General features: G+C 72.0%; 25 protein-coding genes. 10 read left to right on the top strand and 15 right to left on the bottom strand.

What is annotated here, in order from left to right:
• Positions 1–57 precede the first annotated feature (57 nt).
• From F0L46_RS16300 to F0L46_RS16290, 3 genes are all read right to left on the bottom strand, one after another.
• Positions 58–624, bottom strand: a complete 567-nt coding sequence (locus F0L46_RS16300; protein WP_149819419.1) for a DUF1254 domain-containing protein — start codon at positions 622–624, stop codon at positions 58–60.
• A complete protein-coding gene (locus tag F0L46_RS16295; RefSeq protein ID WP_188312001.1) occupies positions 621–1,220 on the bottom strand; it encodes a DUF1214 domain-containing protein in 600 nt (199 codons plus the stop codon). Before F0L46_RS16295 ends, F0L46_RS16300 begins: the two co-directional genes overlap by 4 nt.
• 67 nt (positions 1,221–1,287) lie before the next feature.
• On the bottom strand, positions 1,288–3,522 hold the full coding sequence (locus tag F0L46_RS16290; protein WP_240540026.1) for a transglycosylase domain-containing protein: 2,235 nt from the start codon (positions 3,520–3,522) through the stop codon (positions 1,288–1,290).
• A gap of 370 nt (positions 3,523–3,892) precedes the next feature.
• Here F0L46_RS16290 and F0L46_RS16285 point away from each other — a divergent pair, with 370 nt between their 5' ends.
• Positions 3,893–4,366, top strand: coding sequence for a YcgN family cysteine cluster protein (locus tag F0L46_RS16285; RefSeq protein ID WP_276315582.1), 474 nt, complete (start codon positions 3,893–3,895; stop codon positions 4,364–4,366).
• Positions 4,367–4,389: 23 nt separating this feature from the next.
• Here the strand turns inward: F0L46_RS16285 and F0L46_RS26230 are convergent, their stop codons facing one another.
• The 3 genes from F0L46_RS26230 to F0L46_RS16275 form a co-directional block, all read right to left on the bottom strand.
• Positions 4,390–4,545, bottom strand: coding sequence for a hypothetical protein (locus tag F0L46_RS26230; RefSeq protein ID WP_188312000.1), 156 nt, complete (start codon positions 4,543–4,545; stop codon positions 4,390–4,392).
• Between the two features lie 142 nt (positions 4,546–4,687).
• Positions 4,688–5,116, bottom strand: a complete 429-nt coding sequence (locus tag F0L46_RS16280; protein WP_149819416.1) for a SufE family protein — start codon at positions 5,114–5,116, stop codon at positions 4,688–4,690.
• A gap of 110 nt (positions 5,117–5,226) precedes the next feature.
• Positions 5,227–5,454, bottom strand: a complete 228-nt coding sequence (locus F0L46_RS16275) for a hypothetical protein (RefSeq protein WP_149819414.1) — start codon at positions 5,452–5,454, stop codon at positions 5,227–5,229.
• Positions 5,455–5,823: 369 nt separating this feature from the next.
• Between F0L46_RS16275 and F0L46_RS16270 the strand changes: the two genes are divergently transcribed.
• From F0L46_RS16270 to F0L46_RS16255, 4 genes are all read left to right on the top strand, one after another.
• A complete protein-coding gene (locus F0L46_RS16270) occupies positions 5,824–7,605 on the top strand; it encodes a sensor histidine kinase (RefSeq protein ID WP_240540025.1) in 1,782 nt (593 codons plus the stop codon).
• On the top strand, positions 7,598–8,296 hold the full coding sequence (locus F0L46_RS16265; RefSeq protein ID WP_149819411.1) for a peptidoglycan-binding domain-containing protein: 699 nt from the start codon (positions 7,598–7,600) through the stop codon (positions 8,294–8,296). Before F0L46_RS16270 ends, F0L46_RS16265 begins: the two co-directional genes overlap by 8 nt.
• A gap of 5 nt (positions 8,297–8,301) precedes the next feature.
• Complete coding sequence (locus F0L46_RS16260; RefSeq protein ID WP_149819409.1) at positions 8,302–8,649, top strand: DUF1491 family protein; 348 nt, start codon at positions 8,302–8,304, stop codon at positions 8,647–8,649.
• A 137-nt stretch (positions 8,650–8,786) separates the two neighbouring features.
• On the top strand, positions 8,787–10,397 hold the full coding sequence (locus tag F0L46_RS16255; protein ID WP_149819407.1) for a sensor histidine kinase: 1,611 nt from the start codon (positions 8,787–8,789) through the stop codon (positions 10,395–10,397).
• Here F0L46_RS16255 and F0L46_RS16250 read toward each other — a convergent pair.
• A complete protein-coding gene (locus tag F0L46_RS16250) occupies positions 10,380–11,492 on the bottom strand; it encodes a DUF2336 domain-containing protein (RefSeq protein WP_188311999.1) in 1,113 nt (370 codons plus the stop codon). The two genes, F0L46_RS16255 and F0L46_RS16250, sit on opposite strands and share 18 nt — an antisense overlap.
• Positions 11,493–11,654: 162 nt before the next feature.
• On the opposite strand from F0L46_RS16250, the gene F0L46_RS16245 reads away from it, so the two are divergent.
• Entirely contained in the window at positions 11,655–12,158 is a 504-nt protein-coding gene (locus tag F0L46_RS16245; protein ID WP_149819403.1) for a DUF3592 domain-containing protein, read from the top strand.
• 94 nt (positions 12,159–12,252) lie between these two features.
• On the opposite strand, the gene F0L46_RS16240 is transcribed toward F0L46_RS16245, so the two are convergent.
• Entirely contained in the window at positions 12,253–12,501 is a 249-nt protein-coding gene (locus tag F0L46_RS16240) for a hypothetical protein (RefSeq protein WP_149819401.1), read from the bottom strand.
• A gap of 650 nt (positions 12,502–13,151) precedes the next feature.
• On the opposite strand from F0L46_RS16240, the gene F0L46_RS16235 reads away from it, so the two are divergent.
• On the top strand, positions 13,152–13,946 hold the full coding sequence (locus F0L46_RS16235; RefSeq protein ID WP_149819399.1) for a hypothetical protein: 795 nt from the start codon (positions 13,152–13,154) through the stop codon (positions 13,944–13,946).
• Positions 13,947–13,949: 3 nt separating this feature from the next.
• Here F0L46_RS16235 and F0L46_RS16230 read toward each other — a convergent pair whose 3' ends face one another.
• Entirely contained in the window at positions 13,950–14,789 is an 840-nt protein-coding gene (locus F0L46_RS16230) for a dienelactone hydrolase family protein (RefSeq protein ID WP_149819397.1), read from the bottom strand.
• Between the two features lie 104 nt (positions 14,790–14,893).
• Here F0L46_RS16230 and F0L46_RS16225 point away from each other — a divergent pair, with 104 nt between their 5' ends.
• Positions 14,894–15,115, top strand: a complete 222-nt coding sequence (locus F0L46_RS16225; protein ID WP_149819395.1) for a DUF2093 domain-containing protein — start codon at positions 14,894–14,896, stop codon at positions 15,113–15,115.
• Positions 15,116–15,118: 3 nt separating this feature from the next.
• Positions 15,119–15,748, top strand: a complete 630-nt coding sequence (locus tag F0L46_RS16220) for an FMN-binding negative transcriptional regulator (RefSeq protein WP_149819393.1) — start codon at positions 15,119–15,121, stop codon at positions 15,746–15,748.
• Positions 15,749–15,856: 108 nt separating this feature from the next.
• Here F0L46_RS16220 and F0L46_RS16215 read toward each other — a convergent pair whose 3' ends face one another.
• The 4 genes from F0L46_RS16215 to F0L46_RS16200 all read right to left on the bottom strand — a co-directional run bounded on the left by F0L46_RS16215 (position 15,857) and on the right by F0L46_RS16200 (position 20,209).
• Positions 15,857–16,420, bottom strand: coding sequence for a fasciclin domain-containing protein (locus tag F0L46_RS16215; protein ID WP_149819391.1), 564 nt, complete (start codon positions 16,418–16,420; stop codon positions 15,857–15,859).
• A 218-nt stretch (positions 16,421–16,638) separates the two neighbouring features.
• A complete protein-coding gene (locus tag F0L46_RS16210; protein ID WP_149819389.1) occupies positions 16,639–17,202 on the bottom strand; it encodes a fasciclin domain-containing protein in 564 nt (187 codons plus the stop codon).
• Positions 17,203–17,316: 114 nt separating this feature from the next.
• Positions 17,317–18,096 carry a DUF1499 domain-containing protein gene (locus F0L46_RS16205; protein WP_149819387.1) on the bottom strand — a complete coding sequence of 260 codons (780 nt, stop codon included), beginning with the start codon at positions 18,094–18,096 and terminating at the stop codon, positions 17,317–17,319.
• Positions 18,097–18,580: 484 nt separating this feature from the next.
• Positions 18,581–20,209 carry a long-chain-fatty-acid--CoA ligase gene (locus F0L46_RS16200; RefSeq protein WP_149819558.1) on the bottom strand — a complete coding sequence of 543 codons (1,629 nt, stop codon included), beginning with the start codon at positions 20,207–20,209 and terminating at the stop codon, positions 18,581–18,583.
• A 142-nt stretch (positions 20,210–20,351) separates the two neighbouring features.
• Between F0L46_RS16200 and F0L46_RS16195 the strand changes: the two genes are divergently transcribed.
• Positions 20,352–20,903, top strand: coding sequence for an SLOG cluster 4 domain-containing protein (locus tag F0L46_RS16195; RefSeq protein WP_149819385.1), 552 nt, complete (start codon positions 20,352–20,354; stop codon positions 20,901–20,903).
• Positions 20,904–21,104: 201 nt separating this feature from the next.
• Here the strand turns inward: F0L46_RS16195 and F0L46_RS26225 are convergent, their stop codons facing one another.
• A complete protein-coding gene (locus F0L46_RS26225; RefSeq protein ID WP_188311998.1) occupies positions 21,105–21,245 on the bottom strand; it encodes a hypothetical protein in 141 nt (46 codons plus the stop codon).
• Positions 21,245–21,478, bottom strand: coding sequence for a hypothetical protein (locus tag F0L46_RS16190; RefSeq protein WP_149819383.1), 234 nt, complete (start codon positions 21,476–21,478; stop codon positions 21,245–21,247). The genes F0L46_RS26225 and F0L46_RS16190 overlap by 1 nt, the downstream gene beginning before the upstream one ends.
• Between the last annotated feature and the right edge of the window lie 33 nt (positions 21,479–21,511).

Below are 21,511 nucleotides of genomic sequence, written 5' to 3'. Positions count from 1 at the left end.
GCGGGCCGGTTCGTCAAGGCGAGGCGGAGCGGATCGCGGGCCAGGGAGGGCGGCGCATCACGACTCGTTCGGCAGCGGGTCCGTGGTGCAGCCCACGGCGCGCACGGCGTCGATCGCGGCGGCGCGCTGGCTCGGGAAGGCGGCGAGGACGCGCACGATCACGAAGCCCGTGCGGTTGGGGGCTACGATGCGCAGGTCCCGGGAGGGTTCGTCCTCGTCCTCCGTGGCCTGGGTGAGGTCGAGCTGGCGCTGGGTCATGATCACGAGGTCGAGGGCGCCGCGCACGGCCGCCCGGTCGGTGAGCGCATAATAGACGCCGCTGCCCCGCCCGTGCAGCGAGACGGACTGGAACAGGCCGCGGGCGCGGGCGCTGATCCTCAGGGGGCCCTCGTCGAGATTGTAGGCGCAGGCGCCCACCATCACGGCCGGATCGGGCGTGGGCAGCCAGCCGGCGGCGGTCCCGTCGAGGAGCTCGGCGTTATTGGAGGCGCTCGTGGCGCGCAGCCGCGAGAGGGCGTCCCCTTCGGCGAAAAAGGGCATCGCCAGGATGGCTCCGATATGCACCATGCCGGCGAGGGCCAGCCCGCACAGGGTCGCGACGATGAAGCGGCCGAGATCGGTCATGGGCAGCCCTCCCGCCGCACTGTCGGGAGGCTGCCGGGATCGAGCCACGACAGGCTCCCCGCGACGGGCGTGTCGTAGAGCCTCAGGATGGCCCGCAGGCGTCCCTGCGCCGGGGTCTGCAGCCAGTTCCCCGCCTGCGGCAGGCGCGCCAGGGCGATCTCGAAGTGTCCCTCGGCGTCCCGCACGACCTCGGCGGAGGTGAAGCCGCTGCGCTCGAGCTCGGTGCGCACGGGGCGGCCGTCGGGCCCGTAGAGCGTGAGCGTCCAGAACCGCGCCACAGGGGTGATCCCGGAGATCCGGTAGCGGCAGGCCGCATCGAGCGCCCGCCCCTCCGAATCGGCCTCCGCCAGGAGCGCGATGCCCTCGCCGAGGCCTAAGGGGATGTCGCCCGTGCGGGCCAGGATCGCGCGGGCATAGGGATCGACGTCCCGGGCGCCGAGCTTCGGGAAGGCGGTCCAGCCCTGGGTCTGCGTGCGCCCGAGCGGATACGTGCCGCGCACCGACCAATAGGCGGTTCCGAGACCCAGGATCAGCGCCAGGGCGAGGCTGTAGAGTGCGTAGGCGAGGGGCGGAAGCGAGCGTGAGAGGGCGAGCACCAGGGCCTCCTGCGAGGGACGGAGCGCGGCTCAGGCGGCCGCGCCCGGCGTCGGGCGAAGGTGGGGCTCAGGGCATGGCGAGACGGCCGCCGACCGGACGGAAGCCCTCGCCGGGCGGCACGAGCGCGGTGGTGCGCCGGCCGTTCGCGGGCGCCGCCGCGGCGGGTTTCGGCACCTCCACGGATCGGAACATGTCGGTGAGCCCGCCGATGACCTCGAAGGAGCGGCGTGACATGGTCGCGGCGGAGATCTGCGGGCCCGCTCCCTCGGCCCGCGCGGCCGGCGCGGCCTTGCCGGCGGAGGCCACCTGCTGCCCGGCCTTCATGGGCTCGACGCCCGGCAGGGGCTTGAGCTCGATGCCCTGGTGGGCGAAGTCCATGATCTCCTTGAAGGCCATGGCGGGGAGCGTGCCGCCGGTCATGTTGCGGGTCGATTCGTAGTCGTCGTTCCCGAACCAGACCGCCATGACGTAATTGCCCGTGTAGCCCACATACCAGGCGTCGCGGTAGGCGTTGGTGGTGCCGGTCTTGCCCGCCGACCGGATGCCGTCGAGCGCGGCGCGCTTGCCCGTGCCCTCCTCGGGCACCTTCGAGAGCATGTAGTTCATGTCCTCCACCACCTGGGTGGAGAGCACCTGCTCGGGCACCACGTCGCGGTCGCGGCGGTAGATCACCTCGCCGTGGGAGTTGCGGATCTCCACGGCCGCGTAGGGCTCGGCGCGCCGCCCGCCATTGGCGAAGGCCGAGTAGCCTGCCGCCATGTCCATCACGGTCACCTCGGAGGCGCCGATGGGCAGCGAGGTGGTGTCCTTGAGCGGGGTCTCGACGCCCATGCGGCGGGCGGTCTCGATGATGATGGCCCGGCCCGCCTTGGCGTTGCCGCGGCCGATCTCGAGCGACATGCGCACGGGGATCGTGTTGATCGATTTGGCGAGCGCCGTGGTGAGCGGCATCGCGCCCGCGAACGAGCGGTTGTAGTTCGCCGGGCACCAGTTCCCGATGCAGACGGGGGCGTCGCGCACGATGGAGTTCGGGCGATAGCGCAGCTGGGCGAGCGCGGTGGCGTAGACGAAGGGCTTGAACGAGGAGCCCGGCTGGCGCAGCGCGTCGGTGGCCCGGTTGAACTGGCTCTGGCCGTAGTCACGGCCGCCGACGATGGCGCGCACCGCCCCGTCCGGATCGGTCACGACGAGAGCCGACTGCTCGGCGTTGTAGGTCTTGCCGTGCTGGCGCAGGATCGACTCGATCGCCTCCTCGGCGCGCTTCTGGATCCCGACGTCCAGGGGCGTCTTCACGACGAGGACGCGGTCGTAGCCGAGCTTGCCGGCCTGCGCGAGGCGCTTCACCCGGTCGAAGGCCCAGTCGAGATAATTGTCGGGCACCGTCTTCTGGCCGCGATCGACGGGGGTCGCCGGGTTGCGCAGGGCGATCTGGATCTGGCCCTCGGTGAGGAAGCCCGCGTCGACCATGTTGTAGAGCACGACCGCGGCGCGCGCCCGGGCCGCGGGCAGGTTGATGTGCGGGGCGAACTTCGTCGGCGCCTTGAACAAGCCGGCCAGCATCGCGGATTCCGCGAGGTTGAGGTCCTTGACCGACTTGCCGAAATAATAGTCGGACGCCGCCGCGACGCCGAAATTGCCGCCGCCCATATAGGCGCGGTCGAGATAGAGCTTGAGGATCTCGTTCTTCGACAGGTGCCACTCGAGCCAGAGCGCCAGGAAGGCCTCCTTCACCTTGCGCTCAAGGGAGCGTTCGTTGGTGAGGAAGACGTTCTTCGCCAGCTGCTGCGACAGGGTCGACCCGCCCTGCACCGAGCCCCCGGAGGAGTTGTTCACGAGAGCGCGGGCGGTGCCGATCGGATCGATGCCCCAGTGCTCGTAGAAGCGCCGGTCCTCGGTGGCGAGCGCCGCCTTGATCAGGTTGTCGGGGATCTGGTCGAGCTCGAGCGAATCGTCGTGGCGGATGCCGCGATGGCCGACCTCCTGCCCGTAGCGGTCCAGGAACGTGATGGCGAACTCGTTGGTGCGCCGCCAGTCGTCGTGCGTCTCGCGGAAGGCCGGGACGGCGAGCCCGAGCATCACGATGCCGCCCAGCGCGCCGAGCGTCACGGCCTCCGAGGTGAGGTCGAGGACGACGCGGGGCAACCCGCGCGCCGACAGCTTGTCGGCCGCGTTGGAATAGCGCTCCCACGCCCCGCTCATGGAGCGGCCGCTGTCGTAGAGCGTGGCGTTGAGCCACGAATCGAAGCCGAGCGCGGCACGCTTCACCCTGGTCCAGAGCGAAACCTCGTTATGGAACCGCACGTAGAACCCCTTGTCGTTCCGGCCGACGGCGCGCGCCCTCGGCCTTCAAGTCTTTTATCAATCCCCGCCTGACCTTGCGACAGGAATCCGCGATCGGACCCGCCGCTCCCGTCGTCCGGCCAGGCTCAACGCCGGAACCCCCGATTGGGGTCCATGCCGGAGCCGTCCCGCACGGGAAACCTCGCCCATGGTGAACGGGACGTCCACCCAGGGAGGTGAGGGCTGTGCCGAGCGAGAGATGGTCGTTCCGGGCCGTCCCCGCCAGCAGGCCCCGGAGCCCGTCCCATGAAATCCCTTGATTTCGACTCGGTTTCGTCGATCGATCGCCGCGCTCGCCCGCCAAGCGTCCGCCGCCCCAGGAGACCCGCCCTTGACCGCCCCGGCCCATGATCCCGTTCCCTATTGGCGCGCCAAGACGCTCGAGGAAATGAGCCCGGCCGAATGGGAGGCCCTGTGCGACGGATGCGGGCGCTGCTGCCTCGTGAAGCTGGAGGACGAGGATTCGGGCGAGTTCCTGTACACGGACGTCGCCTGCGAGCTCCTCGATTGCACGGCTTGCAGCTGCCGCGACTACGAGCGGCGCCAGGAGAAGATCGCCGATTGCGTCCGCCTCACGCCCGAGAGCGTGCGGGCCTTGCCGTGGCTGCCACGGACCTGCGCCTACCGCCTCGTCGCCGAGGGGCGCGAGCTCGCCTGGTGGCACCCCCTGGTCTCGGGCGACCCCGGCACGGTCCATACGGCCGGCATCTCGGTGCGCGACCGGGTGGCAGGATCGGAGACGGAGTTCGCCCTCGCCGACCTGGTGGACCAGATCGTCGATTGGCCGAACCGCGACTGGGGCTGAGCCGGGTGGCGTCGCGGACGGGCCTAGCCGCGAGCCTCGGCGGCGCAGATCACCGTGAACAGGGACATCGCGATCACGAGTTCGAGCACCCCGCTCTGTCCCAGGACCTGGACGGGGCCGAGAGCCAGGAGGCCGGTCAGCGACGCGGCAAGAGTCACAAGGGCAGCCCACAAGATCATGGGCGTCTCCTCAACGATGATGACCAAGGTGCGAGGTGGCGGCGCTCGCCTCGTGCGATCACCGTCCGTCGGCGCATCCTTAACGCAGGCCGGATGAATTCTCAATGAAGGCGTGCGGGCCCGGCGCAGATTTCTTGGCCGGTCACGCGGTGGCGAGCGCCCGGCGGGCGTCGGCCCGGATCCGCTCCACCATGGAGCGCACGCCGTTGGAGCGCTGCGGGGTCAGATGCTCGGACAGGCCCAAACGCGCGAACAGCGCGAGCGCGTCCGTCTCCAGGATCTCGTCGGCGCGCTTTCCCGAATAGAGCGCGATCATCAGCGCCACGAGGCCCCGCACGATATGAGCGTCGCTGTCGCCCTGGAGCGAGAGGACGGGCGCGCCGGACCCGGCCTCGATCCGCGTGTCGAGCCAGACCTGGCTCGCGCAGCCCTGCACCTTGTTGGCGTCCGAATGGGCCTCCTCGGGCAGGGGCGGCATCATGCGCCCGAGCTCGATGAGGTAGCGGTAGCGCTCCTCCCAATCGTCGAGGAACTCGAAGTTCGAAACGATCTCGTCGATGGCGGGCAGCATGGCGGGTTCCGTTCGCGTCGGGGCAGACCTATAGGCGGTGCGGTCCGGTCTGAAGAGACGATCAACGGCCGCATCCGGCCCGGGTTGCAGGCGGCCGCGGGCCCTGCGGCTCAGCGCGCCGTACGCTCGGCGCCCGCCGCGCGGTCGAGGGCCTCCCGGGCGAGGGTGTCGAGGAGGGCGCGGCGCGCGTTCTCGGGCACGGCCTCCCACAGCCGCGCGGCGTCGCCCGGCTGGAGCGATGTCTTCGCCGCCGGGGGCGCCCCGGGCGCGGCGTCGCGCACGGGCGAGAGCGCATAGATCACGCCGATCACGACCGCGCATCGCACAATCGTCAGCATTCGAATCTCCAAGGTGACCACACAAGTCGTGCGGCGTTGAGCTCTGGCGATAGCTTGCTCCGGTGAGCGAAATACTTTCCGATGGGAAGAATCGGCTTTCATATTGAACGAAAACTTGCTGGCGATGGTTACGCTTCATTAAGCATGAAGGCCGGTTTTCAGCTTGGGAAAAGCTGTGGACGACTCACCGGCACCCCGCCGACTCGGACGGCTACCTGAATACAACGGTGGAGGCGTCGCCGGAGCCGCAGGGTGCCCTTTCGGCTTAGCGTTCATTTAAGTCGCATCTGTCACGGTTCCGGTCAGTCGATGAGAGGCGCACGGCGCAGCCGTTGCGATCAAACGTTGCAAAGCGGAAACTGGGTATCTGTGTTCGAGGGACGTCTGGCCGGGCTCGTCCACGAGTCCGTCCAGGACGATGCCGTAGAGCGCACGCGGCACGAGCGGTTCATCGCCTCGCGCATGGGCACGGGGCTCATCGCGCTCGGCCTGCTGCCGCTCTATCTCGTGCTGCGCGGCGTGCCCTCGCCGGTGGAATGCCTGGTCATCCTGTGCCTCGCGGCGCCGCTCTTCGGCGCCGCCATCCTCTCGCGCTCGGGCCGGCTCGACATCGCCCACGCCATCTCGTCGGCGTCGCTTGCCGTGCTCGTGGTCTGCATCGCGGGCTCCTCGGGCGGGCTCACGTCGCCCGCCTCGATCTGGCTTCTGGCCATTCCCCTGGAGGCGGCGCTGAGCGGCTCGCGCCGGGCGGCGCTTGCCGCGACGATCGTCGCGGTCGCGGCGGCCCTCGCCCTCGTTGCGCTCGAGCTCACCGGCGTCTTCCCGCTCCGGCAGGCCTGGCCCGCGGCGATCGCGACCCCCGTCTTCGCCATCGCGGCCATCGCGCATGCCGCGGCCGTCGCCCTCGTGCGCACCCGCGGCGAGGACGAGCAGCGGCTGCGGATCCGGGCGCGCGACGCCCAGGACCGCTCGCTCCTTCAGGCCATCGACGATCTCATCACCTGGCACGACCGCACGGGCGCCGTCGTCAAGGCGAGCCCGGCCTCGCAGAAGCTCCTCGGCGTCGGGCCCGGCAGCCTCCAGGGGCGCGGCCTGTTCGCCCGCGTCCACGTGTCGGACCGCCCGGCCTATCTCAAGGCGATCAGCGACGCGGCGAGCGGCGACCGGGCGGTGGCGGCGCAGTTCCGCCTCCACGCAGGCGTCGGCGACGAGTCCCGCGTGGTGTGGGTCGAGATGCGGGCCCACCGCGTGGTCGACGCGGCCGACGCGGACGCGCCTGCAGTCGTCGCCGTCACCCGCGACATCTGCGAGCGCAAGAGCCGCGAGGAGGACCTCGACCTCGCCCGCGCCCGCGCCGAGCGGGCCGACGAGCTCAAGGCGAGCTTCCTCGCCACCGTGAGCCACGAGCTGCGCACCCCGCTCAACGCCATCATCGGGTTCTCGGAGATCCTCGCCACCGAGACCGGCACCGTGGACGAGGCGCGCCGGCGCGACTACGCCCGCATCATCCACGAATCGGGGCATCACCTGCTCGCGGTCGTCAACACGCTCCTCGACATGTCGAAGATCGAGACCGGCAATTTCGACGTGGTGCCCGAGCCCTTCGACATGGCGGCCCTCGTGGGCGGCTGCTGCGATCTCATGCGCCTCAAGGCCGAGCAGGGCGGCGTGACCATCGCCCGCGAGATCGCGGCCGAGATCCCCGAGATCGTCGCCGACCGCCGCGCCTGCAAGCAGATCCTCATCAACCTCCTGTCCAACGCCGTGAAGTTCACGCCGTCGGGCGGCTGCGTGACCGCCACCCTGCGCCGCGAGCGCGACCAGCTCGTCATCGCCGTGACGGACACGGGCGTGGGCGTGCCGGAAACCGACCTGCCGAAGCTCGGGAACCCGTTCTTCCAGGCGAACTCGAGCTATAGTCGCGCCCATGAGGGCACGGGGCTCGGCCTGTCCGTGGTCCGGGGCCTCGTCGGCCTGCACCAGGGCACCATGACGATCGAAAGCCAGATGGGCGAGGGCACCCGCGTCACCGTGAGCCTGCCCCTCGATTGCCGCGCGGGCGTGCCGCGCGGCGCGGCGATCCCGGTCCAGACCAGCGCGCGCCTCCACGTGCTCCAGGCACGGGACAAGGGAGTGAAGAAAATTGCGTGAGCTTCTCGCCGCCCGCTCCGGCCGCGACGGCATCGTGGCGAGCCCGCCGCACCGGGGGCGAGGCCGCGCGGCCCCATCCCTGAGCGTCCGCATCGCCTCGGCGCTCGCCGCGAACCCGGCCTCCGTCGTGGGCACGCTCCTCGTGGCGGGGGCGGGCCTCGCGATCGGCCTCAACGCCCTGGTGCTCCAGACGGCGCGCCACCCGGCGCCGCTCTTCTCGGAGCGGGGCCAGGCCCATGCGCCGGCGCCCGCCCGGCGCGTCGAGGTCGCCCAGCGCCCCGAGGCGCAGCCGCGGGCCGAGGCGCCGGCGCCAGCCCCTCTGCCGCCTGCCCGGCCCGCCACCGCCTACAGCGCGGCGCCGGTCCCGGTGGCCGCCCCCGTGCCGCCGTCGAGAACCGCCGGCAAGGGCGACGCCATCGGCGACCTGCTGCGCGGCGGCGACGCGACGGGAGCCGTCCCGCGCAACGCCGCGGCCGCCGGGAGCGCCGATCCGCAGCGCCTCGTGGCGGGCGCCCAGCGTGCCCTCGTGCGTCTCGGCTACGGCCCGCTCGGCACCGACGGCGTGATGGGGCCCGCCACCCGCGGCGCCATCGAGCGCTTCGAGCGCGACCGGCGCCTGAGCCCCACGGGCGACCTCAACCCGCGGACCGTCCGCGAGCTCACCGCCGCCTTCGGCCAGCCGCTCGAATAGAGCCCGTGGCGCGGCTCGTCTCCGAGTTCTTCGTCGCCGCCCTCCTGCGCCGCTGCGCCGTGGAGGGCGTCGTCGCCGTGCTGCGCCGCCGCGGGGCCGCGGAAGCCGGCGCGATCTTCGTGAAGGTCGACCGGCTCGACGGCTCGGCCGACCTCTACGGCCCGGCGCCCCAGGCGCTGGTGGAGGAGGGCAGGGGGGACCGCCTGTTCACCCCCGTCCTGACGGGCGCGCCCCCAGCCGACGTCGAGGAGCGGATGCGGCGAGAGGCACGCTTCGATTTCGACCTCTGGTTCGTCGAGATCGAGGACCGCGCGGGACGCTCCTTCCTCGATCTCGCTCCCGACGCCGCTTGACCCGACGCACCGTCGGGATCCCGACGCTCCGTGGAACCCGCTCGTAAGCTTGAGCGTTCACCCGGCGGACGATGTACGATCGACCGCACGCCGCCCCCGACGGCCGGCGCGGATCGGCCGCCGGAGTGTCTCGAACCATGCTTGAGCGCCGCGCCGCGCCCGTCGTCTCGCCGCCGGCACCCGTCGACCGGGCCGGGCGCGTGCGCCTCGCGACCTCCCCTTTCTCCTACTTCCTGCTCGCCGCGGCCCTCCTGCCCCTGGCGCTCTTCGCGTTCGCGGCCCTCCAGGACTGGCAGGGGCTCGGGGACGAGACCCGGGCCCGCATCGCCTCCTCGCGAGACGTGATCGCGGAGCATGCGCTGCGGGTCTTCAAGACGCACGAGCTCGTCGCCGCGCGGGTCGAGGACCGCCTGCGCGGGACGACCGGCGAGGCCGGGACGGATGAGGGCGCCCTGCGCGAGATCGCGGCCGCGTTCCCCGAGGTGAACGCCATCGCCCTCGTCGACGACACCGGCACGGTGCGCACGGGCGAGGGGCCCTTCCCCCGCGGACCGGGCGCCCTGGCGGGGCGCGCCTATTTCCGGGCGCTCGCAGGCGGGGCCGCCATGGCGGTGGGCGGGCGCGAGGGCGAGCCGTCGAGCGAGCATTTCATGGTGGCGTTCCCCCGTCGCGACGGGCAGGGCAGGTTCGCCGGCGCCGTGGTGCTCGCTGTCTCGCCCGAGGGGTTCCGCCGCTTCTACCGCGAGAACTGCCCGACCCAGGGCTCGGTCGGCCTCATCCATCGCGACGGCGCGATCCTGGTGCGCGAGCCCGAGGCCCCGGGCGATGCCCGCACGATGCTGCCGCACTCGCCCTTCTTCGACCTCGTCGCCTCCGGCAGCCGGGGCGTGACCCGCGTGAGCACCGCCGTGACGGGACGGGCGATCGAGCTCGGCTACGCGCAGGTCGGGCCGCTGCCGGTCTATGCCTTCTACGCGGTGGCGGAGGAGGAGCTGCAGGCGGCCTGGCGCGCCCGGGTCGCGCGCACCGCGCTCTACTTCGCCCCCGCCGCCGGGCTCCTTGCCGCTTTGGCCTATTTCGCCTGGCGCAGCCATGTGCGGCTGGAGGAGGCCGTGGCCCTGCGCACCCGCGCGCTCTCGGCGGCCATCACGGAGCGCGAGTCGCTGCTGCGGGAGGTGCATCACCGGGTCAAGAACAACATGCAGATCATCTCCAGCATGATCCGCCTGCAGGACCGTGTCGCCACGCAGCCCACCGAGACCGTGCGGCGCATCCAGGCGATGGCGATGGTGCACGAGCTCGTCTACGCCGCCACGGGACCGGTGACCAAGATCGACCTCGGCGCCTATGCCGAGCGCCTGTGCCGGACGCTGGAGGCTGGCGGCGGCGGGGGCGTGCGCTTCGCGCTCTCCCTCGAGCCGATCCACATCGACCTCGAGCGGGCCATGCCCTTCGCCCTCATCCTCAGCGAGGCCGCGACGAACGCCTTCAGGCACGCCTATCCGGCGGGGGAGGGGCGGATCGAGGTGGCCCTGCGCGCCAGGCGGGGCGAGGTGGAGCTGTGCGTCCACGACAGGGGGCAGGGCTTCAACCCGGAGATCGACGCCAGGGGCGGCTTCGGCCTGAAGCTCATCGGCAGCCTCTCGGTGCAGCTCGGGGCGGTCCACCGGTTCGAGCGCGGTATGGGCACGCGCTTCACGATGACGTTCCCCCTCGAAGCTCCGGAGGCGTCAGGCGCCTTCGCCTGACGCGACCCGCGGGAGTGCCGCGTCCGTCCGCTCGCGCGCGAGGCCGGGCAGGCCGGGGCGCGTGCGGGCCGACGGGCCGTGGCCGGGCTGATGGCGGGCGTCGCGCCGCAACTCCAAGGGCGCGTCGAGAATCGCCTCCAGGAGCCGGATGGCGGAGGAGCGCGGGGTGCTGCGCACGATCTCGGCGAGACGGAACACGATGGCGACCGATCGGGCGATGCGGTCGTCGAGGGTGAGGAAGATGCGCACGCACTCCTCCTCGCCGATGCCTGCCGCCACGAGGGCGAGCGCCAGGAGATCGTCCCGCCCCGGCCCCGTGGGATCGAGGCGTCGCTGGAGCCCCAGCAGGCCGGCGAGGCGCGCCTCGAAGCCCGCGACGTCGCGCGCCATGGCGAAGGCGACCAGCGCCTCTCCCGCCTCGCGGCTCGCGCGGGGGAGGGGGACGGCCCGCAGGGCGGAGGGCGAGGCCTCGATACCCCCGCGGATCGCGTCGCGTTCGGCCGTGGAGGCCGACAGGTAGAGGGCGGCGCGGTCGGTGGCCGGCAGGTCGGCGCGCCGCAGCAACGCTTCGGCGAGATCGGCGCGATCGCGGGCCCGGTCCACGAGCTGCGCCAGGGCCCGCCCGCCGAGCGGCGCCGCGGGATTCTCGGCGAGCGCGAGGTCCGCCGTCGCGTCGCGCAGGCGCGCCAGCTCCTCGACATCCGCTCCCGTGAGGTCGGCGCGCCGCGCCACGGTGCCGGCCCAGTCCGGATTGCGCGCCAGCGCGACGGGATGGAAGCCCGCCGGGAGCTTCGGCGCGGCGCCGATCATGACCCGGGCCACATCGCCGCCTCGCGCCACGAGGAAGCGGATCACGCTCGCCGGCGTGTCCTCGACGGGCGCGAGGATGCGCGCCACCGCGAGCGCCGCCGCGTCGTCGACGCCCGGCAGGAGGCCGAGCGCCAGCGTCTCGAAATCCGCGACCGTCTGCGCGTCGCGCGCGGGGGCGTTGGCGAAGAGGTCGGCCTGCACCCGCAGGAGCGCCGGGCGCACGTCGAGGGAGGGATCCCACGCCAGCGCGGCGAGACTCGACAGATCCGAGATGGCGGCTGACATGGAACGCAACGGGGCAATGGAACGCGACATCCCTCACATTGCCGCCGTCGCGTTTACATTCTCCTAACCCTGCAGCGCCAGGCCTGCCCCGAGGTCCCGGCTCTTGCGCGGGCGGGCGTTCCCGCCGATGAGGGGCGACGGTCGGCTTGCGGTCGGGTGGACATGTCGGGATTTCTGTTCGCGGTGCTGCCGGTCCTGTTCGGCATCGTCCTCATCGGCCTCGCCGAGCGGGCCCGGCGGCGGGCGAGGGCGCGCGCGGTGTGGGCCTCCGCACCGGGAATCATCGAGACGTCGTCGGTGAGGGTGCGCGACGTCAAGGTGCCGCTGCTCGGCCGCAAGACCTTGCGCACCACGGGCCTCACCTTCGGCGACGGCCCGCGCGTGACCTATGCGTTCGAGGTCGAGGGGCGGACGTGGCGCGGGACCCGCATCGGCGTCCCGCCGGCCCGCAAGGGGCGACGCCGCCGGCGCGCGGGCGAGACATGGGATCTCACGCTCTTCGAGGCGGGGCGACCGGTGACGGTCCACTACGATCCCGCCGATCCGGCGTCGTGCAGCCTCTATCCGGACGAGCCCGGCCGCGGGTTGGTCGCCGCCCTCTGGTTCATGGGCGGCGCCTTCGTGGCGTTCGGCCTCATGGGCGGGTGGATCCTGCGGGGGCTCTGACCCGCCCCACCGCGAGAGCACCGGCCGCGCGACGGCCCCCGGCCCGAGGACGGCCTGCCGGGAGGCGGCACCTTTGGCGTTGCGTGCGGCGAGCCTAGCCCGCCGCGGGGGTAGCCCGCTTCTTCGTGGTCTTGGCGGGCTTCGGGGGAGCGGCGGCCGCAGCCTCCGCGTCGGCCGCTTCCTTGGCGAGGCGCATGGCCTTCAGCCGGGCGGTCTTCGCGTCGACGGACTTGGCGTTGGCCTCATATTCCTTCGCGGCCGCCTCGCCCTCCCGCTTCTGCCGCTGGAGCCGGTCGAAGCGGGCCTCCGCGCGATCGCGGGTGTTCTGTGAGTCGGTGGACAAAAGAGGTCTCCCTTCAGGATGGTCGCGCCGTCCGGTGCATCGCGGCGCCGGCTCCGGAACGGTCATGGGCATGGCTCGCGGGGAGGATCCGGCCGCGTGCCCGGCGGAGCGCTCGCGGATCGAACGGCCTTGGGCCCGACTATGGGCGGACGCGCCTGGAGCCGCAAGACAATACGGTCCCGGTTGCCCGGCGCATCCTAACGCTCAGGGGCGGCGGAGGGTTCCCGGGCGGCACGGTATCTGAGTCGTCGGCTCCTGCGGCCGGACCAGGATCCTGTGATCCGCGCCCTCCGGGTCACGCTGCGACAGCCTGCCGCAGCGCGAGATCAGCGGGGTCGCGGCCTCCGGCACAGCCGGATGAGCGCCACGGTCGATCTGGAGCATGGAACCCGGATTTGGCCGAAAATACATGAAACATCTGGCGAATGCTGCCGGCCTTGCCATCGCGGCAGACGCAAGGGCAAGCGGGGCGGACGCTGAGGGTGCCGCGACGCAGCCGCCGAGAGCGCTTGAAGACGAGGGACTTGGCCGTGCCGGGCTGGTTCCCGCAGCGGCACTTAACGCTTTGTTAACCATTTCGCAGTCGATGTGAGAGTTGTTGCGCGTCCAAGGATTTTCACAGGATCCGTTGAGCGAAAGGCCAAGGTGCCATGGATCAGCAAAGCTCCGTGCGAGCTCCCTTCTCAGGCGAACCGTCCGAGCGGTCCGAGGCGGAAGCGACGCGGATCGCGAGCAACCCGTTCATCCTCCGCGCGAGCCGATTCTCGTCGCCCGTCGCCATGGCGCTCGGGCTGCTCCTTCTCGCCGTCATGGCCTGCGGCATCGCGCTCGGCGGCCTGATCCTGCTGGCCGGCGACGGGCGCACCACCGAGCGGGTCGGGGCGGGCCCCCAGCTCGCGGCGGCGCTCCAGGTGCCGCCTCGTGCCTGGAGCGAGGCGCCGGCGCCCGTGCCGCCCCTGTCCGATCCCCTGCTTGCCGGCGAGCCCCTCGCGGACGCGGCGGTGCCCGAGGCGCAAGCCGCGGCCGAGCCGCAGGCCGGCCCCGCCGAGGAGATGCCCGCCGTCGCCGAGGCCGAGCCCGCCTACAACGAGAGCCGCGTCGGCGAGATCGTCGAGGGCATTCCCCTGCCGCCCCGCCGCGCCGTGGTGACGCCGGCCGCGTATGCGGGCGTGTGGGCGCCCGACGCCGCGTCGTGCTCGCCGCGCCAGAACCGCAAAGGCCTCCTGCCGGCCGTGATCAATCCCGACGGCGCCTGGGCGGGCGAGACCTCCTGCGTGTTCGAGTCGGGCCAGAAGGCGGGCAGCACCTGGCGCTTCTCGGCCGTGTGCTCGAACGCCCGCCGCAAGTGGCGCGCCGACGTGAAGCTCACCGTGACCGGGGACCGTCTGGTCTGGGCGAGCCAGCGCGGCAGCCAGGCCTATGTGCGCTGCACCCGCGACACCTGAGTCCTAGCGCGCCAGGAAGGCCGGCACCCGCACGAGCGCATCGGCGCGGGCGGCCGGATCGGTGCCGACCTGGGCCTGCCCCGAGCCGTCGCCCGTGAAGGCGAGGCCCCGGCGGGTCCGCACGGGAGACGCGGGCGCATCGAACCCGTGCACCGCGCCGGGATAGAGCACGATCTCGGCGGACTCACCCCGCGCCCGGGCCGCCGCGACGAGCGCCCGGCAGGGCGGAGCCGGAGTCCAGTCGTCGGCCTCCCCCATGAGGACGAGAAGGGGAAGGCGCGTGCGCCAGCCTCCGCCCTCCTGCATCACCCGGCAGCCTGGATAGAACGCGACCGCACGGGCGAAATCGGGCCGCCCCGCGGCCTTCGAGGGACGGACGGCCTGGAGCACGGTGCTGCCCCCGTTCGACCAGCCGAGCAGCGACACCGCCCCGGGCTTCACGTCGGGTCTCGCCTGCAGGAAAGCCCGCGCCGCGCCCGCGTCCGCCACCCGCTCGATGGAGGGCCGCACGGCCCGGTCCCGCGTCCGGCACTGCTCGCCGAGCCCGCGCGAGCCGAAGCTGTCGGGAAACAGGACGAGGAAGCCCGCGGCGGCAAGGCGCTCCCCCCAGTCCGCGTGGCGCGCCTGGAGCCGGCCCCGGCTGTCGGCGAGCCCGCCGCAGCCGTGCAGCGCCACCACCCCGGGATGGGGCCCGGGGCCCTGCGGCCGGAAGAGGACGCCCCGCAGCGTCATTCCCCCGCCCGGGAACGTGACGGCCTCGCCGCCCGACGCCCGCGCACCCCCGGCCGCGAGGGCGCCGAGGAGGCCGATGGCGACAAGGGCTGCGGGAGGGGCCTTGGGCATGTGGACGATCCGTCAAATGGACGGTGGGGCCGTCCTGGTCTATGGACTGGATCCTAACCCGAACCGGGCTGCGGTCGACGGCCGCGGGGAGCATTGGGGCCGATATGATGAACCGGTACGAGCGCGGCGGCAGCGGCGAGGCGGTGGTGGAATATCTCGATTCCAACATCCGCGTCGTGAAGCCCGGCGCCTATGTCCGTTGCGCCGTGACGGGCGAGACGATCCCGCTCGATCAGCTCAAATATTGGAGCGTCGAGCGCCAGGAGGCCTATGTGAGCCCCGAGGCGGTGCTCCGGCGGCTCGGCATCGCGCGCAAGGGCGCCTGATCCATGTACCAGCCGCCGCATTTCCGCGAGGACCGCCTCGAGGTTCAGCACGCGCTGATCCGGACCCATTCCCTGGGCGCCCTGGTGAGCGCCGGCGAGGGCGGGCTCGTGGCCAATCACGTGCCGATGATCCTCGATCCGGGCGCCTCGGAGCTCGGCACGCTGCGCTGCCACTTGGCCCGCGCCAACCCGCAATGGCGCGATCTCGCGGCAGGCGCCGAGGCGCTCGTGATCTTCCAGGGCCCGCAGGCCTACGTGACGCCCTCCTGGTACGAGACGAAGCGCGAGACCCACAAGGTCGTGCCGACCTGGAACTACGCGGTCGTCCACGCCTGGGGTGCCGCCCGCGTGATCGAGGACGAGGCTTGGCTCGCCGAGCAGATCGCCGCGCTGACCGCGGCCCACGAGGCGCCCCGGCCGGAGCCCTGGGCGGTCTCGGACGCGCCCGCGCCCTTCGTCGCCGCGCAGATCCGCGGGATCGTGGGCGTCGAGATCCCGATCCGGCGGATCGAGGGCAAGTGGAAGGTGAGCCAGAACAGGCCCGTCGCCGACCGGGTCGGCGTGGCGGAGGGCATCCGCTCCGAGGAGCCGGCGATGGCGGACCTCGTCGAAGCCTACGGCGCCGCGCGCTAGAAACCGGCTCCCCGAACGCCGAAAGGGCCGCGCATCCGGGGATGACGCGGCCCCTCTGGTCCGGCACCTCCCCCGACGCGGAACGGCAGGGGAGGGGTGGGATCCGGATCAGCTCGGCATGAGGACCGTGTCGACCACGTGGATGACGCCATTGGACTGGTTCACGTCGCCGATCGTCACCGTGGACTTGCCGCCCTTGGCGTCCGTGAGAACGAGCTTGTCGCCCTCCATCATGGCCGTGAGGGAGCCGCCCGCGACGGTCTTGAGGGTGGCCTTGCCGCCGCCCGCCTTGATCTGCGCCGCGATGTCCGAGGCGTTCAGCTTGCCCGCCACCACGTGGTAGGTGAGGATCCCCGTGAGGGTCTTCTTGTTCTCGGGCTTCACGAGGGTGTCGACGGTGCCCGCCGGGAGCTTGGCGAAGGCCGCGTTGGTGGGGGCGAACACCGTGAACGGGCCCTTGCCCGACAGGGTGTCGACGAGGCCGGCCGCCTTCACGGCCGCGACCAGCGTGGTGTGGTCCTTCGAGTTGACCGCGTTCTCGACGATGGTCTTCGAGGGGTACATCGGGGCGCCGCCGACGGTGACGGTCTTCTCCTGCGCGGAGACGATGGCGGGAGCGGCGACGCCGGCGAGAGCGATGGCGGCGGCAAGCGTTGCGATACGAAGCTTCATGGTGTGGTCCTCGGGGTTCTTTGGTGAATTTGGGGGATGCCCAGAGCCTGGCAGGATGCCGGCCGCGGGATTAACCCTTGTTAACCTTCACGGATGCAGGGGAGGCGGAATTGTCGCGCTTCCGATCCGGGGGAACCGGAAGCGCGCGGCGGGGGAGGGAGCCGCCGATCCAGGCAAGGCGGGCGTCACGGCCGCCCCGCCCGGAATACCGGGGACGGTCAGCTCGGCATCAGCACCGTGTCGATCACGTGGATGACGCCGTTCGACTGCATCACGTCGGGGATGGTGATGTTGGAGGTGCGGCCCTTGGTGTCGGTGAGGCGCAGGCCGCCCTTCGTGCGGCGCACGAGGAGGTTGTCGCCCTCGACCGTGGTGAGCTCGAGCCGCCCGCCATTCGCCTTGAGCTGCTCCATGAGGTCGGCGGCGGTGTAGCGGCCGGGCACCACGTGGTAGGTCAGGACCTGGGTGAGCTGCGCCTTGGCCTGGGGCTGCACGAGGCCCTCGACGGTGCCCTTCGGGAGCTTGCCGAAGGCGCGGTTTGTGGGGGCGAACACCGTGAAGGGGCCGGCGCCGGAGAGGGTGTCGACGAGGCCCGCGGCCTTCACGGCGGTGACCAGGGTCGTGTGGTCCTTCGAGTTCACCGCGTTCTCGACGATGGTCTTCGAGGGGTACATCGGGGCGCCGCCGACGGTCTTTACGCCTTGCGCATGGACGGCGCCGAGGCCGGCGATGGACAGGCCGGCCGTCAGGGCCAGGCCGAGGATGCCGCGAGACTTGATCATTGGTTCTCTCCCGTTCGACGCGGCGTGACGTAACGTCAGCCGTCGAAGCGGGTACACGGCGGTTTCGCGGACGGATGCAGCCGGACGCGAATTTTTTTCGAGAAACGCCAGCGCCTATTTCTCGGCCAGGGCGAGCTCGGACACCGTGTCGAGGAAGGTGCGGATCCGGGCCGCGTTGCTGCCGACGTCGTGCGGGCCGATGCGGGAGGCGGAGCGCACGTCGAGGCGCGTGCCCTCGGCCAGCGGGCGCACCCGGATGGTCACGTCCTCCGGCAGGCGCAGGACCGTGGTGCGGTCGACGGCCTCGATGCGGCCCGCGCCCGTGCGGCCGCCCGGCCGGGTCCGCTCGATGATGCGCAAGCGCCGGCGCTCGGCGGCCTTGAGGGCGAGGTCGAAGGTCTCGTCCACGGGGCGGTCGAGGGTCAGCGAGGCGATGCGGGGATAGGCGAGGCGTTGGCGGGTGCGGGTCTCGGCGGGGGGCTCCGGCGGCACCGTGCCGTCGCGCGCCCGCATGGCGGCCTGCGAGCGGGAGAAGGCGGGCGGGTCGACCACGTCCGTGGTCACGTCGATGATCGCCGGCAGGAGCACGGCACGCGCGGCGAGGACCGCGGGCCAGGCCAGCACCGCCACCGCGAGGAGGAGCCCGAACAAGGCGCTCCCCAGGCCCCGGCGCCCCTCGATCCAGATCCGCACGAAGCCCGCGAGGGCGAGAAGCCCCGCGAGCGCCGCGAAGCCGAAGCCCAGGAGCAGGGTGACGACGCCCGGCAGCAGCTCGACCCGCTCGGAGCGCAGCAGCACCACGGCGATCACCGTCACCGCGACCGCGAACCAGCCCATCCGAGGCGCCCACAGGGCCGCGCGGGACACGGGTTCCTCGATGATCAGGCGTCGCATGAAGGGGAGGGCTCCTGGCGGGCGGGCACCGCGGCGGCACCGGGTGACGAACGCCCGCCGCGCTTAACAGTTCGCACGCGCCCCGTCACGAGCCTTCGCCTCAGCCGACGTGCGGGGAGAGGTGAAGGCTGCGGACTGGCGGGCGAAGCGGCTGAAACCGGGCCTGAAAACCATGCCTGATCGAGGGCCCAAACCCGACTGGCCCGACCTCGACTCGACCGCCTGCTGAGGCCGGCGCCGGTCGAGCCTCGCCCTGTCATCCCCGGCCGGAGCCGACCGCAGGTCGGTGGAGGGGAAGGGGATCCAGCATAGCTCTTGTCGCGAAGCGACGCCTGCTGCCCGTCCAGGGCCCTTGGCGGGCCACAAAGAGCCGCTTCGCGGCGGCATCGCTTGCGCTGGATCCCCTTCCCCTCCACTCGCTGCGCGAGTTCCGGCCGGGGATGACAGTGGTGCGCCTCATCTCCGGCGCGGGAGGCGGCGGCTCCTAAGTTCCCGGGAGGCGGTAGTCACGGAAGCGGTCGCGCAGCGCCGTCTTCTGGATCTTGCCGGTGGCGGTGTGGGGAATCTCCTCCACCACCACCACGTCGTCTGGCATCCACCACTTGGCGATGCGGCCCTCCAGATGGGCGAGCACGCCCTCGCGGCTCGGGCTGCGGCCGGCCTTCGGAACCACGACGAGAAGGGGCCGCTCGTCCCATTTGGGATGCGCGACGCCGATCACCGCGGCCTCCGCCACGTCCGGGTGACCCACCGCAAGGTTCTCCAGCTCGATGGAGGAGATCCACTCGCCGCCGGACTTGATCACGTCCTTGGAGCGGTCGATCACCTGCATGTTGCCGGTCGAATCGATCGTGGCGACGTCGCCGGTGTCGAAGAAGCCGGTCTCGTCCAGGATCTCGCCGCCTTCGCCCTTGAAGTAGGCGGCCGCCACCGCGGGCCCGCGCACCTTGAGGCGCCCGAAGCTCGTGCCGTCCCAGGGGAGGTCGCGGCCCTCGTCGTCGGTGATGCGCATCTCGACCGTGAAGGGCGCGTGGCCCGCGCGGGCCTTGACGTCGAGCCAGCCCTCGGCGTCGACGCCCATGTGCTCGGGCTTGAGGGAGCAGACGGAGCCGAGCGGCGACATCTCGGTCATGCCCCAGGCATGCATCACCTCGACGTCGTAGCGGTCGCGGAACTTCTCCGTCATCGCCCGCGGGCAAGCCGATCCGCCGATCACCACGCGCCTCAGGTGCGGCAGCGTCGCTCCCGTGGCCTCCAGGTGCTGCAGCAGGCCGAGCCAGACGGTGGGCACGGCCGCCGTGATCGTCACCTGGTTGGCGTCGAGCATCTCGTAGGCCGAGGGACCGTCGAGCTTCGGGCCGGGCAGGACGAGGGTGGCGCCGGCCATGGGGGCCGAGAAGGCGAAGGACCAGCCGTTCGCGTGGAAGAGCGGCACCACCGGCATGGCGACGTCCCGTGAGGACAGGCCGAGCATGTCGGGGGCGAGCGCCGCCATGGAATGGAGCACGTTGGAGCGGTGGGAATAGACCACGCCCTTGGGCATCCCCGTGGTGCCCGACGTGTAGCACATGCCGGCGGCCGCGTTCTCCTCGACGGTCGTCCAGGCGAAGTCCCCGTCGGCCTCGGCGAGCCAGTCCTCGTAGGCCACCGCGCCGCGCAGGGAGGTCTCGGGCATGTGGGCCGCGTCGGTGAGCACCACGTAGCGCTCGATCGAGGTGAGCCGGGGCGCGAGCCGCTCGGCGAGGGGCACGAAGGTGAGGTCGAGGAACAGGACCCGGTCCTCGGCGTGGTTGACGATGTAGACGATCTGGTCGTCGAAGAGCCGCGGGTTCACCGTGTGGTAGACGGCGCCCACCCCCGTGATGCCGTACCAGGCCTCCAGGTGGCGCCACGTGTTCCAGGCGAGCGTCGCGATCCTGTCGCCCGGGCGGATGCCCTCGCGGGCCAGGCGCTTGGCGAGGCGCAGGGCCCGGGCGCGGACCTCGGCATAGGTGGTGCGATGCATCGGCCCCTCGACCGAGCGCGAGATCACGGGGCGGCCCCCGTGCTGGATCGCGGCATGGTCGATGATGCGGTGGATGAGCAGGGGCCAGTCCTGCATGAGGCCCATCATGTGCGTCCCTCCGAAGGCGGCGCTCTCCCGGCGCCGCTTTCGGGCAGGATAGGGATGGCGCATGGCGCGGGGCAAGGGGCGAGGCGCCCGGCGGTCCGGGATGCGGTTGCGCGCGCCGCCCGTCGGCGCTACCTGTCGTTCCATGGTCAAGCTCGATGAAGCGGCCCGCGCCGCCCCCCGCCGTCACGGTTTCCAGGTGAGCGTGCTCGGCAGCGCCGATCCCGGCAGCCCCGCCTTCGAGCGCGCGGGCGAGGCCGGGGAAACCCTGGCGCGGCTCGGGATCACGGTGGTGAGCGGCTGCGGCAGCCCGGCGACGCGGGTGGCGGCGGAACGCGCGCTCGCGGCCGGCGGCCGGGTGGTGTCGGTGATCCCCTCCGACGAGATCGGGACGGCCGACTGGCCCTGCACCGTGCTCATCCCCTGCGGGATGGGGGACGCGCGCAACCTCATCATGGCGCTGTCGGGCGACGCCTGCCTCGTCATCGGCGGGCGCGCCGGCACCATCTCGGAGGTGTGCCTCGCCTGGCTGCACCGCCGCCCGCTCCTGCCGCTCACCGGCTGCGGCGGCTGGTCGGACGGGCTTTTCGCCAACCCGCCGGACGAGCGGGCGCTCGCCCCGATCCTGCCCTGGGGCACGGCTGCGGAGCTGGAGGCGCGGCTCGCCGCGCTGGGCCTGACGTCCGGGGCGCCCTGAGAGTCTGACCCGAAAGTGCTTGCTCCTGTCCCCCTCATGCTGAGGTGCGAGCCGTAGGCGAGCCTCGAAGCACGCACCACGTCCGCCACAGCTCTCCGGAGACCGCTGGAACGCCCTTCGAGGCTCGCTCCGCTCACACCTCAGGACGAGGTTGGAGAGTCGGACTTACTTTTGGGCCAGACTCTGAGGGCGCGGCCGGCTCTAATGCTTGGTGGCGTGCGCCGCCTCGGCCATGAGCCGGGCCATCACGGCCTGCTCCTGAAGACGGTTGCGCAGGGCGAACCACAGGCCGAAGCCGGCCAGAAGCGCGCTGAAGAACAGATCGGGGTTACGGGTCGGCATCACGCGTGTCCCATGCAAGGGCCGATGGGGTCGCCATCGTCGTCGCCGGCCATGGCGGGGGCCTCGATGGCCTCCATCACGCCGTCGATCATCGTGCGGGCGACCTCGTCGGCGTCGCTCGCTTCGCCGGTCATGTAGGCGCGGCCATCCCGGAAGGTGATCACGAGGTAGCCCGTGATCGCCCCCGGCTCGTCCTGGTGCTCGCGAAGCGCTCGTCCGAGTCTCTTGCGCATGAGCCGTCCCCCACTGGTGCGATCCCTATCGTT

The organism is Salinarimonas soli (assembly GCF_008386575.1).
Classification (GTDB): Bacteria; Pseudomonadota; Alphaproteobacteria; order Rhizobiales; family Beijerinckiaceae; genus Salinarimonas_A; species Salinarimonas_A soli.
Note: the sequence above shows the minus strand (reverse complement) of the source record. Positions and strands in the feature narration are given on the sequence as shown.